Origin of the sequence: Kocuria sp., from assembly GCF_030536815.1 — a bacterium.
Taxonomy (GTDB): domain Bacteria; phylum Actinomycetota; class Actinomycetes; order Actinomycetales; family Micrococcaceae; genus Kocuria; species Kocuria gwangalliensis.
This window is the reverse complement of record NZ_JAUNPE010000064.1, coordinates 1-13,729: the sequence shown is the minus strand read 5'-3', so window position 1 is coordinate 13,729 and position 13,729 is coordinate 1. Positions and strand designations below refer to the sequence as shown.

Sequence of the window (13,729 nt, the reverse complement as noted above, 5' to 3'; positions counted from 1 at the left end):
AGGCCAACGGCACGCTCGAAAACCAGGGAGTCAACCGCTTGCACGTGCACGTGGGGCTCGGTGCTGTTGCCAGAATTTCCGAACTCAGCCACCTGGGCCCCGATCTGAATGTCTTGACCGAGACGCACCCTGACGCTCCCCCATCGTAGATGGCACAGGGCAACGTAACGGCCGCTTCGTGATTCCTGAATCACCACGTAGTTGCCTGCCAAGGTGCCCCACCCGGCGGCAGCGCGGCGAGCCTGGGTGAGCGCGTAACCCATGGATGACAAGCCGCGGTAGGCCGCGTGATCCTCGGCGTGGTCGTCCAACAGCACCACCGTGCCAGTCACAGGGGAGATGACCGGTGGCCCGAAGCCGATGAACTTCTCTGGTGCCTCCGGGCGCCACAATGATCCGGCCGAGAAGCGGGCCGAGCGATTCTCTCGATCCACCGGTACGAAATCGATGGCAAATGCCGTGCCGAACAGGTCGGTTCCATGACTCGGTACTCGGTTCGCGGGGCTGTTCTGGACCAGGCAGCGCCCGTGGAACGGATAGTCGAGTTCCATGGCATTTATTCTTCCGCGCTCGACTTCTCATGGGAATAGGCGACGACGCCGCTCGCGCACCCCGGCATGTGCGGCGGCTCGGGGCGCGCAGCGCCGGCACACCATTTCGTCAGGGGTTACGGCAAAGTAGCTGGCCCTACTGTGCAGTAAGTCCGCATCAAATGGTCTGGCCCGTAAACTTCCACGACGACGCCGCTCCTCCCGGGGCCCGTGAGGGCGATCGTCACGGTGGGCGAAGCAGGCTGTGATTTCCGGATTGTGGGGAGCTGAGCTCCGATTGGCCTGTTCTCGTTGACCAGTGTGTAGGCGCTTTCTAGTCTGAGGTGGAGATCACGCACGACGATTGGTGCTGCCCATCCTGGCCCCGGCGTGACCGAAACAGAAATAGCAGTGAAGACCGAAGCAAAGTACCGGGTTGAGCTGTTGAACGTCGCCCCGGATTCCGTTCCCGTACAGGAGGACACATGACCGAGAACGCCAATGATGTTGTGATCGTCAATGGGGCGCGTACCCCGCAGGGAAAGTTGCTGGGTTCCCTTGCCGCACTCAGCGCTGTGGAGCTCGGTGCGCACGCCATCAAGCACGCGCTCGAGCGCTCGGGTGTCTCACCCGAGACCGTTGACTACGTGTACATGGGCAACGTGGTGCAGGCCGGCAACGGTCAGAACCCCGCCAAGCAGGCCGCCGTTGCCGCGGGTCTGCCGATGACCGTGCCCGCCATGACCTTGAACAAGGTGTGCCTGTCCGGGCTGGTCGCGGTGACCGAGGCGGCTCGCATGATTCGCGCGGGCGAGGCGTCCGTGGTGGTTGCCGGCGGCATGGAATCCATGACCAACGCGCCGCACCTGGCCCTGGGTGCTCGCAAGGGCAAGGCCTACGGTGACATGAGCCTCGCTGATTCGCTGGCCAATGACGGCCTGGTCGACGCCGCTCTGGGCGTCGCAATGGGCGAGCTCACCGAGACCGGAAATTCCGAGCGTTCCATCGGTCGCGAGCAGCAGGACCAGGTCGCCGCGCGCAGCCACCAGCTGGCGGGCGAGGCGCAAACCTCGGGCGTGTTTGCGGAGGAGATCGCGCCGCTGGAGATCCCGCAGCGCAAGGGTGATCCCGTCACGGTCTCCAAGGACGAGGGCGTACGCCCCGAGTCCACGGCGGAGGGACTCGGAAAGTTGCGCGCCGCCTTCACCAAGGACGGCACCATCACGGCCGGCAACTCGTCCCCGATTTCCGACGGCGCCGCGGCCGTGGTCCTGACGACTCGCGCCTACGCGGAGGAGAACGGTCTGTCCTGGCTGGCCGTGGTGGGCAAGCCCGGTCAGGTCGCGGGCCCGGATACATCCCTGCACTCGCAGCCCTCGCGCGCCATCGAACACGCGCTGGAACGCGCGGGGTGGTCCGTGAACGATCTGGATTTCGTGGAGATCAACGAGGCCTTCGCCGCGGTGTCGGTGCAATCGGTCGAGGATCTGGGGATTGCGTTGGATAAGGTCAACATCCATGGTGGCGCGATTGCCCTGGGGCACCCGATCGGTGCCTCCGGTGCTCGCTTGGCACTGCACGCCGCCCTGGAGCTGACCCGCAGGGGGTCCGGCAAGGCAGCCGTGTCCCTGTGCGGTGGTGGTGGTCAGGGTGAGGCGTTGCTGCTGAGCCGCTGAGTCCGGCGCGAGCGTCGTCGTGGCTGCACACAGGGACTGACCAAGAATTACTTGCGGGTTTTGGCGCCGATGACCGTGCGGTGATCCATGATCTTGTCCAGCAGGCTGATGAGCAGCTCGCGCTCCTGCTCGCTCAGGGCCTGACTCCATTGGTTCTCGCGGGAGTTCTGCAGCGCGAAGACCTCCTGGATCTTGGTCTGACCCGTGTCGGTCAGGTGGAGGATGAGGGATCGGCCGTCCTCTTCGGATGCCTGTTTGATCAGCAAGCCCTTGGCTTCCAGATTGCCCGCAAGATTTGAGACCGCCGCCCGACTCATGCCCATGAGCTCGGCCGCACGATGGGGAGTGAGCGGGCCGGCAACCCACAGCGCGAACAGCATGCGATAGCTGGCCCATGTGCCACCGGCGGGGCGGTGGATGGAGGACTCGAAGTCGTAGATCACCGACGAGGACGCCCGGAACAACGTGACGAACAGGCGGTTGGCCGTGATGTCCGATTCCGGGAACTCCCGCGCGATGCGTGAGGCGGCGGCGTTGGCGAACTGCCAGTAATCCGGGTTCGCCACGTGCGGGGCATCGTCAGGTGTGGACATGGTCCAAATTTAGTGCGGACCCAGGCCGTTCGGGGACTTTCTCCCGGGCGAAAAAGTTGTTAGACGTTTTATTACTTGGTGGAGTCTCCGCAGGGCACACCTGAAACGTGTCACATCTTGAACAGCTTGCTTAGGGAATGAACAATGAAGGCAGCAACCCCGTTGTCGCGCCAAGGAGTGTCGGACATGTCCACCGCTGAACCGAACGCACGCAACGAGGCACGAACGGGACGCAGGGGCGCCGTCGAAACCCGAAACGAAGGGCGGCCCGGCAAGCGAACCGTGCTGTCAGGGTTGTTGTTCGGCGGCGGCATCGCGGCGTCGATGATCGACCTGTTCATCTTTCACTTGGGTCTGCAATGGCATCACTTCTACGACCTGTCCACCCATGAAGTGGCCCTGGTGGCCGACGGGTTTTTCCATGCTTTCGGCTGGTTCATCACCGTGTGGGGCCTGTTCCTGCTGGCCGATATCAGGCGCCGCGGCGGGGTGAACTGGAAGCGCTGGACCGGTGCGGTGGTGCTAGGGATTGGCTCATTCCAGCTCTTCGACGGAGTGGTCGATCACAAGATCTTGGGCATCCACCAGATCCGCTACGGCGTTGACCTACTGCTGTACGACACGGTGTGGATCGGATCCGCGATCCTGCTCATGGTGATCGGATTGCTGGTGCTGCGCATGACCGGTTCCGGCCGACGCGCTCGCTGATACCGCGATGCACTCCCACGACTCCCCACAGACAACTGTCCTTGACGGCTGGCTCGCCTTTGAGGTGCTCGTTGCCGTCTTACTGGTTGCCGCGGCGGCCGGTTATGCCTGGGCTCTGTGGGCGGGGAGGCATCGGAGCGGGCGGCCGCTGCTGCGGGCCCTCATGTTCTACGCCGGGCTGGTCTGTGCGGGCGTGAGCCTGGTCGGTCCGTTGCCACAGGCCGCTCACGGGAGCTTCACCGCACACATGGTCGGGCACCTGCTGCTCGGGATGATTGCCCCGCTTCTGTTGGTGCTTTCGACCCCGGTGAGTGTGCTGCTGCGCGGGCTTCCGGTGCGGCGAGCGCGTGCCGTGTCTCGCATCCTGCGTTCGCCCTACGTCCGGGTGATCACGCACCCGGTGGTGGCCGCGCTCCTGAACGCCGGAGGATTGTGGGTGCTGTACACGACCCCGCTGTTTCATGCGATGCACGATTCCGTGTGGCTGCACGCCCTGGTTCACACGCACATCTTCTTGGCGGGTTATGTGTTCACGGCGTCCGTGGTGGGCGTGGACCCGGATCCGCACCGGGCGACGTTCAGACTACGGGCGGGCGTGCTGATTGCGTTCATCGCTGCGCATTCCATCCTGGCCAAGTGGCTGTACGCGCACCCACCCATGGGGGTGGAGGCCGCTGACGCGCAGGTGGGCGCACAGCTTATGTATTACGGCGGCGACGCCGTGGACGTGCTGCTCATTGTGCTGCTGTTTGCCGGATGGTATCGGGCGACAAAGCCGCGGACGACCACGTCGGTAGGCATGGGAGCGGCGCGGCCGTAGAGTTTTAGCGGGTGCGTGCGGGAGCTATCGCACCATGCGAATGGTCTGCAGACCATTGGAGGAGCTGTCGATTCGTTCGGCACCGTCCGGCTCGAATCCGTTCTTCTCATAGAAGCGGCGTGCCCGTGGATTGTCCTTGGCCATCCATAACTGCGAGGGCTGATTGCCGAGAGAGGCGTCCAGGAGTTCCTGGCCCGCTCCCGTGCCATGAAATTTCTTGAGGACATAAAGCATGAAGAGCTGGACGTCCCGCACATCATCCTCATCCTGCGGGTGAGCGGCCATGGAGAACCCAATGATGTGGTCGTCGGCCTCCGCTACCCATGGGAACATGTCGTGCCGCTGGTTTGCCATGATGGCTTGCCAGGTGCGGCGTCGGGATTCCCAGGCGGTGTCGCCGAGGAATGCATCGGGTAGTTGGCCCGTGTACGTCTCTTGCCAGCACCGGAGGTGAACGTCCGCCAGCGGCTCGACATCGGAGGGATCAGGGCGTCGCACAGTAATTGGTGGAGCACTCATGGTTTAACGCTAAGAGAAGGCCCCCGGGGTGGATCAACCGGGTAATACCGCGTAGCCACCCCGAGGTCGTGTTCGGCGCAGTGGGTCAAACATACTGCCCGCTGAGGACTTCCTCAATGGCCAGCGGCTCTTCGAACCGCGCCACAGTGTGAGGGGAGGGAGGTGCAGAAATCGAGCTCGAAATCTGCATTTCCCTCCCCAGAGGTTTGACCGGTGCATTTGCCTCACATCACGCTGCGCAGGCGGATGAACGTGGCGCTGTCCAGCCGGGGGATGATCAGGCCAAGCGGGGCTGAGGCGGGTGGGTTTCAGCGCAGCAGAAGTTCGAGGCCGGCGGTGAATTCCGCTTCGGCGGATGCGGTGTGCAACCCCATGGCTTTCCGTGTCTGTTGCGTGGTCACCGAGCCAAGCGTGAAACGGACCAGTGTGAGCGCCGTATCCACCGCGTCCCCCTGAGTCGACCCGAATTCGGTGAAGAGCACCACCAGCTCCGGTACCGGGCTCAGGTCTTCCGGGGTAATGGCATGCGCCACGCTGACCACTTCCGCGCCGTCGCGCACGGCGAGGATCAGTGAACGGAACTCCCGCGTGAGGTGTGCGGCGCGCTCTAGCGGGGGAGCGGCGTCGTCGAGCGCAGTGGTTGACAGTGGGGCGACCATGCGCTGGGCGAGGATGCCGAGCAGTTCCTGCTTGTTGGCCACGTGCCAGTAGAGCGCGCCCGGTTGGACTCCGAGGTCTTTGGCGAGGCGGCGCATTGAGAGGTCACCCAGGCCGTAGCTGTGGAGAATGCCCCACGCGGCATCCACGATCTGCTGGCGGGACAGGGCCATGCTGCTCCTAGGGATGGGTGCGGGGACGAGTCGAACTTTACTCGGGCGGCCCGCGGGGATTGACAAAGTTGAACACCGTTCAATAATTGAACGGTGTTCAAAACTTTTTCTGATCTCGCAGATCGCACGCTCAACGGTGACCCGGTGACCCCCGAAGAGGCGCTTCAATTACTTGCCACCGGCGACGAGGACATGCTTGACCTGGTGGCTGCGGCGGCCCGGTTGCGGCGCGAATACTTTGGGATGACCGTCAAGGTGAACTACCTGGTCAACCTGAAATCCGGCCTGTGCGCGGAGGACTGCGGCTACTGTTCGCAGCGCTTGAATTCCGGCGCGGGCATCCTCAAGTACTCGTGGCTCACACCCGAGCAGGCCGTGGAGCAGGCCGAGCATGGTATCAAGGGCGGGGCAAGCCGCGTGTGCCTGGTGGCCAGCGGCCGCGGGCCGTCCAATCGTGAGGTCGAGACCGTGACCCGAACCGTGGGAGCGCTCAAGGGGCAGTACCCCGGTGTGGAAGTCTGCGCGTGCCTGGGCCTGCTCAAGGGCGGCCAGGCCGAGACGCTCAGCGACGCCGGCGTGGACGCCTACAACCACAACCTCAATACGGCGGAGTCCAATTATCAGAGCATTTGCTCCACACACACGTATCAAGACCGGGTGGAGACTGTGGAGCGCGCCAAGGGCGCAGGACTCTCGCCGTGTTCAGGGCTGATCGTGGGAATGCGGGAGACGGACGAGCAACTGGTGGAAGCGCTCTTTGCCCTGCGTGAGCTCGATTCGGATTCGGTGCCGGTCAACTTCCTGATGCCCTTCGAGGGCACGCCGCTGGCGGGAACATGGCAGCTGAGCCCCCAGAAATGCCTCAAGATCCTGGCGGTGGTGCGCCTCGTGTGCCCGGACAAGGAGATTCGGATGGCCGGTGGCCGCGAGATGCACTTGCGCTCCCTCCAGCCGCTCGCGTTGCACGTGGTCAACTCGCTGTTCCTGGGCGACTATCTGACCTCCGAGGGCCAGGCAGCCAAGGCCGACATGGACATGATCGCCGACGCCGGATTCACGGTTCTCGGCAGCCCGTCCGGCGACGTTCCGACTCCCGAGGCGGCGGACGAACCGGCGACCGAACCGTACGAGAAGGTGGATCTGGGGCTGGAGCCCACACTGCGGCGTCGTGGGGCGGGAACGGCAGTGGCGCCCAATGCTTGACACCGCCGGCCGCGCCACCGCCGGCCGTTCCCTGACCGACCGGGACCGGGGTTTGCTCTGGCACCCGTACGAAGCCCTGGATGGGGAACCGCCCTACGCGGTGGAGGAAGCCGACGGCGTCACCCTGACCCTGCGCACTCCCGACGGCGATCTGATACATGCCATTGACGGCATGTCATCGTGGTGGTGCGCTGTGCACGGCTATCGCAACGCTCGCCTGGATCGCGCCGTGGTGGAGCAAGTTGGTCGCTTCTCCCACGTGATGTTCGGTGGCCTGACCCACGAGCCCGCGGTGGAGCTGGCCGAGCGGCTCGTCGCGGTGACGCCGGACAGCCTGGACCACGTGTTCCTCGCAGACTCCGGCTCCGTCAGCGTGGAGATCGCCCTCAAGCTCGCGGTTCAGTACCAGGCCGCTCGCAATCGCCCCGAACGGCGCCGCATCCTCACGGTCCGTGGCGGCTACCACGGGGACACGACCGGCGCCATGGGCGTGTGCGATCCCGTGGGCGGGATGCACGCGCAGTTCAGCGGGCTCGTGGCAGAGCAATTGTTCGTGGCGCCCCCGCCCGCTGCGCGATTCGTTCCGGCCGATGATCGCGCCGGTGCTTCCACCACCGCCGACGACGCCGCCCCCGGCCCGTCCAATGTCCGCCCACGTGGTTCGTGGTCCAGTAATACGGATGATGTGGACCGCTGGATCCGGGAATTGCGGGACACCGCGCGGCATCACCGGCACGAGCTGGCCGGTGTGATTGTCGAGCCGATCCTGCAGGGCGCGGGAGGGATGCGCACCTACGAGCCGCGCTGTCTCAAAGCCCTGCGTGAGCTCGCCGACGAACTGGACCTGGTATTCATCGCGGACGAGATCGCCACCGGCTTCGGCCGGACCGGGGTGTGGTTCGCATGCGAATGGGCGGACGTGATCCCGGACGTGATGTGCGTGGGCAAGGCCCTGACCGGGGGTTACATGACCCTGGCGGCGGTCCTCGTCTCCGGGCGAGTTGCAGCCGCCATCACCGAGTCGCCTCAGCGTGCGTTAATGCACGGACCCACGTTCATGGCCAACCCACTTGCGTGTGCGGTGGCCAACGAATCGCTGGCCATGCTCGGGGAGAGCTGGCGCGCCACCGTGGCCCGCCAAAACCTGAAATTACATGAAATCCTGCCTGCGGCCCTGGAGCTTCCCGCCGTGGCTGATGTCCGAGTGATCGGGGCGGTGGGAGTCATTGAATTCCGGGAGGCGCCGGAGCGAAGCGCGCTCACCACAACGGCGCTCGATCGGGGTGTCTGGCTGCGGCCCTTTGGAAAACTGCTGTATTCCATGCCGCCGTACATCTGCACCGAGCGTGAAACCGAACGAATCGCCCGGGCCATGGTTGCCGGGGCGGAGCTCGCCCCATGACCGGCCCGCTCGACTCCTGGCTGCGCGACAAGGCGCGCGTGCGCGCGGACTCGGGGCTGCGGCGTCGTACGGTGGCGATCCGCGAGAACTCGGTGGACCTCGCGTCCAATGACTATTTGGGCCTGTCGCGGGACCCGCGAGTCGTGAGGGCCGCTTCGCTTGCCCTGCACCGGTACGGCGCGGGATCGCGGGCCTCCCGGTTGGTCACGGGAACGTTGGACGTCCACACCGAACTGGAAGACGCACTGTGCGACCTCACGGGTCAGTGCGCCGCGCTTGTATTCTCCAGTGGGTATGCAGCGAACACCGGACTGCTCACGGCCGTGGGTGACGTCGATACCCTGATCGTTTCGGACCGCCACGCGCATGCGTCGCTCGTGGACGGCGCACGATTGTCCCGCTCGCCGGTCGTGATAGCGGAGCACAACAACGTGGAGCACGTTGCCCGGTTGCTCGGGGAACGTGCCCAGAAACGCGCCGTGGTGGTCGTCGAGTCCATTTACTCGGTGCTCGGGGATCACGCCCCGCTCAAGGAACTCGCCGCGGTGTGCGAACTCCACGGGGCGCTCCTGGTGGCGGACGAGGCGCACGGGATCGGTGTCGCGGGACAGGGCAGAGGGCTCTCGCATCAGCAAGGCTTGGCGGGCCACCCGAACGTGGTCCTGACCGTCACGCTATCCAAATCCCTGGGCGCCCAGGGTGGCGCGGTGCTGGGCTCCGAGGTGTTGCGCGAGCACCTGGTCAATGTCGCGCGGCCATTCATTTTCGACACGGCACTGGCTCCCGCCAGCGCGGCCGCGGCTGCCGAGGCGTGCCGCATCGTTCGGCGTGCACCGGAACTCACGGAGCGCTTGCACGCCAACGGACGCGTGATTGCGCAAGCCCTGGGGATCGAGCACGCCCCGGCGGCCGTGCAATCCGTGCCGATCGACTCGCCTGAGTTGGCGCTCCGGGCGGCCGAGGCCCTGCGCCATCGCGGGATTCTGGTCGGTTGCTTCCGCCCGCCGTCGGTCCCGGACGGCATCAGCCGGCTCCGGCTCACTGCCCGTGCGGATGTGGAGTTCCACGGTTTGACGGCGGCACTGAGCGCAGTCCGTGGCGTCATGGCCGAGTTGGGCGCCCGGCCGGTCGAGGTGGTCGCGTGATGGGCAACCCCTTGGCGCGGGCCGCCGGCATGGTGCGAGGGGTCGTTGTCGTCACGGGCACCGATACGGACGTGGGCAAGACCTACGCGACCGCAGCCCTCGCCCTGGCGGGATACTCGGCCGGACGGCGTCGTGTTGCGGTGTACAAACCCGTCCAGACCGGCGTGGTGGGCGGCGATTCCGGGGACGTCGACGACGTCGCTCGGTTATGCGCCGCAGCTGGCCTACCCGGGGGCGCACTCACCACGCACGAGGGTCAGCGACTCTCCGAACCGATGGCACCGCCGCCTGCCGCGGACCTGGACGGGGTGGCGCTGCTGAGCCTGGACGATCACGCAGAACGCATCGCCGCATTGCTGCACGAGCATGATCTGGTCCTGGTCGAGGGCAGCGGCGGGGTGTTGGTGGAATTGGATGGGGAGGGGCACAACATCGCGGATCTCACGCAGATCATTCGCCGTGCTGTGGATCCGCACGTGCACGTGGTGCTTGTGGTGCGGTCCGGTCTGGGAACGTTGAATCACACACTTCTGAGTCTTGAGGCGTTGTGCCGCAGGGGAGTGCGCGTTCTCGGCACGGTGCTGGGTAGCTGGCCGGCCGACCCGCAGCCGTTGCACGAGACCAACCGCAACTACATTCGCACGATCCACGCGCAGGACGGCACGAACATCCCGCTCCTCGGCGCTGTTCCGCAGGGATGGGGTGCTGCGGACGGAATGTGAGGGGAGGGAAGTGCAAAAATCGAGCTCGAATTCTGCACTTCCCTCCCCAGAGGTTTGACCGGTGCATTTACCTCACATCACGCTGCACAGCCGCGGGTCACCCATCCTCAGGTGCCCGCCACCAATGCGTCGTACACGCGCTCGAACCGCTCGTGCACACCGCGGTAGTACTCGCGGTTGGCTTCCTCGGGGGAGTAGGTGCCCGCGGGTTCGTGAACGGCTCGCTCCACGCCCGGAGCCAGCGATTCCAGCATCAGCAGGGCGGTGCCACGGGCCGTGGAGCGCTTCATGACCTGGTGAATCACGGGTTTGCCCAGGTAGTCGCCCAGGATCTGCAGCCAGGACGGCAGATCCTGCGTCACGCTACCGGCGGCCACGATCTTCTCGACATCCCGGGTGGCTTCTTCCATTTCATCGGCAACGCGCCGGTAGGACGCCGCAATGCCCTCCAGCATGCCGCGGGCCATCGCGGAGGCGTCGGTGGACGCGGAGACATCCACGAACGCAGTCCGCGCGCTGCCGGCCCAACCGGTCGATCGCTCGCCGGTCAGGAAGGGCAGCACTCCCGGTGTCGTGGCAGACACGGTTGCCGCGGCAATGTCATCCAGAACGGCGCCGTCCAGACGGAGGGTGTCCTCGAGCCAGCTGACGGCACGGCCCACGTCATTGAGGGCACCACCCAGCAGGCATCGCGAAGAGTCGATCCGGTAGCACCACAGTCCCGGCGGAATGTTGTTCGGCCGGTGATGCAGGAGCACGCGCATGGCCCCGGAGGTGGCAGCGGAGACGACCATGGTCTGTTCATCGTCTCCGCCCACGCCGATATTGGCGCACAGCCCGTCCGCCACGGGGGCGTACCACTGAGCATCGGACAGGCCTTCCCAGCGGGAGGTTCGTTCCGGGTCCACATCGGGTAGCGGCTGATCGGGGTCGAGGATGGGGGACAGTACGTCCTCACTGATCCCCGCGGCCCGGAGCATGCGCTGATCCCAGTTGCCGGAACGCCGGTTGAGCAGCCCGGTCCATGCGGCGGTGGCGGTCCCCGCTGCTGTGGTCCCCAGCAACTTCAACCAGACATATTCTCCGAGGGACATCCAGCGAGTGGCTTCCGCCATGACCTCGGGCTGGGTCTCGGCCAGCCAACGGAACCTCGGTGCCAGGTAGCTCGTGTGCAGCCGCGCGCCCACGATGTCCTGCACCTCACGCTCGTCCAGTTCCTTGCGGAGCTGGGCGAGCTGCGGCGCACAGCGCGAATCCGCGTACGTGAAGCACGGGGTGATCGCAGCTCCTTGATCGGCCACGCCCACAAGAGACGAGGCAAAGGTGTCCAGGCCGACGCCGCGCACTCGCCCGGCGAGCTCGGGCCGGTCACACACCAGGTCCAGGATTCCGGTCAGTTCCTCGACCACTTGATCCGGGTCGATCACGGAGGTGCCGTCCGCGGAGGTGGTGAAGGAATGCGGAACCTTGTGCCGGTAGCCACGCACGGGGGTTCCGGTGGCATCGTGGAGGGAACCACGGCTTGCGGTGGAGCCCACGTCCAGGGCCATGACCAGCGGATCCACCGCGTTCTTGAGTTCGACAGCGAACTCCACCGTGTCATCCGGGCGCGGTGTGTCCTTGTGTTTGGCCATGATTCCTCCTGCTCCGTTGCAATGGGCGGTGCCTCCAGTCTATGGATCAGGTCCGCAGCAACGGTGGGACCAACTCACGGGGCGGACGCGCGGAACCGAACGCAGCGGCGTCGTTGTATCACAATTTGAGACGCCTGCCCGGCATGTGGATAGCGTCGGGGGCCGCGCGTATCCTTGATTGAACGACTCTTTCGGGTCGTGGCATCAATCGAGCCGCGCGAGAACCCGAATCACATCTTGGGAAGGAGTCACTGTGCCGCAGCTGCGATCAGCAACATCAACCACCGGCCGAAACATGGCGGGAGCGCGCGCCCTCTGGCGGGCCACCGGTATGGGAAGTGAGGACTTCGGTAAGCCGATCATCGCGATCGCCAACTCCTTCACCCAGTTCGTCCCGGGTCACGTGCACCTCAAGAACATGGGCGAGCTCGTGGCCTCTGCCGTGTATGAGGCCGGCGGTGTGGCCAAGGAATTCAACACGATCGCCGTGGACGACGGTATTGCCATGGGTCACGATGGCATGCTCTACTCCCTTCCCTCCCGCGACATCATCGCGGACTCCGTGGAATACATGGTCAACGCGCACTGCGCGGACGCCCTGGTGTGCATCTCCAACTGCGACAAAATCACCCCCGGCATGCTGATGGCCGCACTGCGCCTGAACATCCCCGTGGTGTTCGTCTCCGGCGGCCCCATGGAATCCGGTGAGGGCGTTGAGGGTGTGGTGGAGCACCGCGTGGACCTGGTGGATGCCATGGCCCTGGCCGTGGACGAGTCCATCACGGACGCCCAGTTGGCCCAGATCGAGGAGAACGCGTGTCCCACGTGCGGCTCCTGCTCCGGTATGTTCACCGCCAACTCCATGAACTGCCTGACCGAGGCGCTGGGGTTGTCCCTGCCCGGTAACGGCACCACGCTGGCCACCCACGTCAACCGCAAGCGGCTGTTCCTCGAAGCCGGCCGCCGCGTGGTCGAATCCGCCAAGCGCTACTACGAGCAGGACGACGAGTCCGTGCTGCCCCGCAACATCGCGACCAAGGCGGCGTTCAGCAACGCCATGGCGCTGGACGTGGCCATGGGTGGGTCCACCAACACCGTGCTGCACATCCTGGCCGCTGCCCAGGAGGCCGAGGTGGACTTCAATCTCTCGGACATCGACGCCTTGTCCCGCAAGGTTCCGTGCCTGGCCAAGGTGGCACCGAACTCCACCGAATTCCACATCGAGCATGTACACCGCGCCGGCGGTATCCCCGCCATCCTGGGTGAGTTGCGTCGCGGTGGTCTGCTGGACGAGGACGTCCACACCGTGCACGCCCAGACCATGGGCGAATGGTTGGACGAGTGGGACATCCGCTCCGGCAAGGCCTCGAACGAGGCCAAGGAGTTCTTCCTGGCCGCACCCGGTGGCGTGCGCACCACCCAGGCGTTCTCGCAGGCCAACGAGTACGAGGATCACGATCTGGACGCAGCCGGGGGCTGCATCCGGGATATCGACAACGCGTACACCATCGAGGGTGGCCTGTGCGTGCTGTTCGGCAACATCGCCGAGGACGGCGCCGTGATCAAGACCGCCGGCATCGACCCCGAACTGTTCCATTTCAAGGGCAACGCCTACGTGGTGGAATCCCAGGACGAGGCCGTGCACGAGATCCTCTCCAAGAACGTGAAGGAAGGGGACATCGTGGTGATTGCGTACGAGGGCCCCAAGGGCGGACCGGGCATGCAGGAAATGCTGTACCCGACCAGCTACCTCAAGGGCCTGGGCCTGGGCAAGAAGTGCGCGCTCATCACGGACGGCCGCTTCTCCGGCGGTACGTCCGGGTTGTCGATCGGTCACATCTCACCCGAGGCCGCAGCCGGCGGGGCCGTGGGTCTGATCGAGCACGGTGACGAGATCGAGATCGACGTGGAGCACCGCGTGCTGCGGGTCAACGTGGACGATGCCGA

At 65.4% G+C, this 13,729-nt stretch carries 13 protein-coding genes; 8 read left to right on the top strand and 5 right to left on the bottom strand.

Annotated elements, in window-relative coordinates; all coding sequences use genetic code 11:
• A partial coding sequence (locus Q4E95_RS07560) for a M23 family metallopeptidase (protein ID WP_303382716.1) occupies nt 1–551 on the bottom strand: 551 nt, incomplete at its 3' end.
• Nucleotides 552–1,015: 464 nt separating this feature from the next.
• On the opposite strand from Q4E95_RS07560, the gene Q4E95_RS07555 reads away from it, so the two are divergent.
• Nucleotides 1,016–2,206 (top strand): acetyl-CoA C-acetyltransferase, encoded by a 1,191-nt coding sequence (locus tag Q4E95_RS07555; protein ID WP_303382715.1) that lies wholly within the window; start codon nt 1,016–1,018, stop codon nt 2,204–2,206.
• A gap of 47 nt (nt 2,207–2,253) precedes the next feature.
• Here the strand turns inward: Q4E95_RS07555 and Q4E95_RS07550 are convergent, their stop codons facing one another.
• On the bottom strand, nt 2,254–2,799 hold the full coding sequence (locus Q4E95_RS07550; RefSeq protein WP_303382714.1) for a MarR family winged helix-turn-helix transcriptional regulator: 546 nt from the start codon (nt 2,797–2,799) through the stop codon (nt 2,254–2,256).
• A 186-nt stretch (nt 2,800–2,985) separates the two neighbouring features.
• Here Q4E95_RS07550 and Q4E95_RS07545 point away from each other — a divergent pair, with 186 nt between their 5' ends.
• The gene (locus Q4E95_RS07545) at nt 2,986–3,507 is read left to right on the top strand and encodes a DUF2243 domain-containing protein (RefSeq protein WP_303382713.1); all 522 of its coding nucleotides are present in this window, start codon (nt 2,986–2,988) and stop codon (nt 3,505–3,507) included.
• Nucleotides 3,508–3,514: 7 nt separating this feature from the next.
• Nucleotides 3,515–4,327: a cytochrome c oxidase assembly protein gene (locus tag Q4E95_RS07540; RefSeq protein WP_303382712.1), complete on the top strand. Its 813-nt coding sequence runs from the start codon at nt 3,515–3,517 to the stop codon at nt 4,325–4,327.
• Between the two features lie 24 nt (nt 4,328–4,351).
• On the opposite strand, the gene Q4E95_RS07535 is transcribed toward Q4E95_RS07540, so the two are convergent.
• Entirely contained in the window at nt 4,352–4,846 is a 495-nt protein-coding gene (locus Q4E95_RS07535) for a GNAT family N-acetyltransferase (RefSeq protein WP_303382711.1), read from the bottom strand.
• A gap of 308 nt (nt 4,847–5,154) precedes the next feature.
• Nucleotides 5,155–5,676 carry a TetR/AcrR family transcriptional regulator C-terminal domain-containing protein gene (locus Q4E95_RS07530; RefSeq protein WP_303382710.1) on the bottom strand — a complete coding sequence of 174 codons (522 nt, stop codon included), beginning with the start codon at nt 5,674–5,676 and terminating at the stop codon, nt 5,155–5,157.
• 93 nt (nt 5,677–5,769) lie between these two features.
• On the opposite strand from Q4E95_RS07530, the gene bioB reads away from it, so the two are divergent.
• From bioB to bioD, 4 genes are read left to right on the top strand one after another with little or no spacing between them, the layout of a single operon-like run.
• Nucleotides 5,770–6,879 carry a biotin synthase BioB gene (gene bioB / locus Q4E95_RS07525; protein ID WP_303382709.1) on the top strand — a complete coding sequence of 370 codons (1,110 nt, stop codon included), beginning with the start codon at nt 5,770–5,772 and terminating at the stop codon, nt 6,877–6,879.
• A complete protein-coding gene (gene bioA / locus Q4E95_RS07520) occupies nt 6,872–8,281 on the top strand; it encodes an adenosylmethionine--8-amino-7-oxononanoate transaminase (protein WP_303382708.1) in 1,410 nt (469 codons plus the stop codon). The genes bioB and bioA overlap by 8 nt, the downstream gene beginning before the upstream one ends.
• Nucleotides 8,278–9,426 (top strand): 8-amino-7-oxononanoate synthase, encoded by a 1,149-nt coding sequence (locus tag Q4E95_RS07515; protein ID WP_303382707.1) that lies wholly within the window; start codon nt 8,278–8,280, stop codon nt 9,424–9,426. The genes bioA and Q4E95_RS07515 overlap by 4 nt, the downstream gene beginning before the upstream one ends.
• On the top strand, nt 9,426–10,148 hold the full coding sequence (gene bioD / locus Q4E95_RS07510) for a dethiobiotin synthase (protein WP_303382717.1): 723 nt from the start codon (nt 9,426–9,428) through the stop codon (nt 10,146–10,148). Before Q4E95_RS07515 ends, bioD begins: the two co-directional genes overlap by 1 nt.
• A 107-nt stretch (nt 10,149–10,255) precedes the next feature.
• On the opposite strand, the gene Q4E95_RS07505 is transcribed toward bioD, so the two are convergent.
• Nucleotides 10,256–11,782: a gluconokinase gene (locus Q4E95_RS07505; RefSeq protein WP_303382706.1), complete on the bottom strand. Its 1,527-nt coding sequence runs from the start codon at nt 11,780–11,782 to the stop codon at nt 10,256–10,258.
• A 253-nt stretch (nt 11,783–12,035) separates the two neighbouring features.
• On the opposite strand from Q4E95_RS07505, the gene ilvD reads away from it, so the two are divergent.
• The coding region (gene ilvD, locus Q4E95_RS07500) for a dihydroxy-acid dehydratase (protein ID WP_303382705.1) at nt 12,036–13,729 on the top strand (1,694 nt) is incomplete at its 3' end.

What these genes read in the sequence shown, in the direction of transcription:
- Q4E95_RS07515 (WP_303382707.1), top strand. Translation starts at nt 8,278, where the DNA reads ATGACCGGCCCGCTCGACTCCTGGCTGCGCGACAAGGCGCGCGTGCGC.
- Q4E95_RS07540 (WP_303382712.1), top strand. Translation starts at nt 3,515, where the DNA reads ATGCACTCCCACGACTCCCCACAGACAACTGTCCTTGACGGCTGGCTC.
- bioD (WP_303382717.1), top strand. Translation starts at nt 9,426, where the DNA reads ATGGGCAACCCCTTGGCGCGGGCCGCCGGCATGGTGCGAGGGGTCGTT.
- bioA (WP_303382708.1), top strand. Translation starts at nt 6,872, where the DNA reads ATGCTTGACACCGCCGGCCGCGCCACCGCCGGCCGTTCCCTGACCGAC.
- Q4E95_RS07505 (WP_303382706.1), bottom strand. Translation starts at nt 11,782, where the DNA reads ATGGCCAAACACAAGGACACACCGCGCCCGGATGACACGGTGGAGTTC.
- Q4E95_RS07545 (WP_303382713.1), top strand. Translation starts at nt 2,986, where the DNA reads ATGTCCACCGCTGAACCGAACGCACGCAACGAGGCACGAACGGGACGC.
- Q4E95_RS07550 (WP_303382714.1), bottom strand. Translation starts at nt 2,799, where the DNA reads ATGTCCACACCTGACGATGCCCCGCACGTGGCGAACCCGGATTACTGG.
- Q4E95_RS07555 (WP_303382715.1), top strand. Translation starts at nt 1,016, where the DNA reads ATGACCGAGAACGCCAATGATGTTGTGATCGTCAATGGGGCGCGTACC.
- Q4E95_RS07530 (WP_303382710.1), bottom strand. Translation starts at nt 5,676, where the DNA reads ATGGCCCTGTCCCGCCAGCAGATCGTGGATGCCGCGTGGGGCATTCTC.
- Q4E95_RS07535 (WP_303382711.1), bottom strand. Translation starts at nt 4,846, where the DNA reads ATGAGTGCTCCACCAATTACTGTGCGACGCCCTGATCCCTCCGATGTC.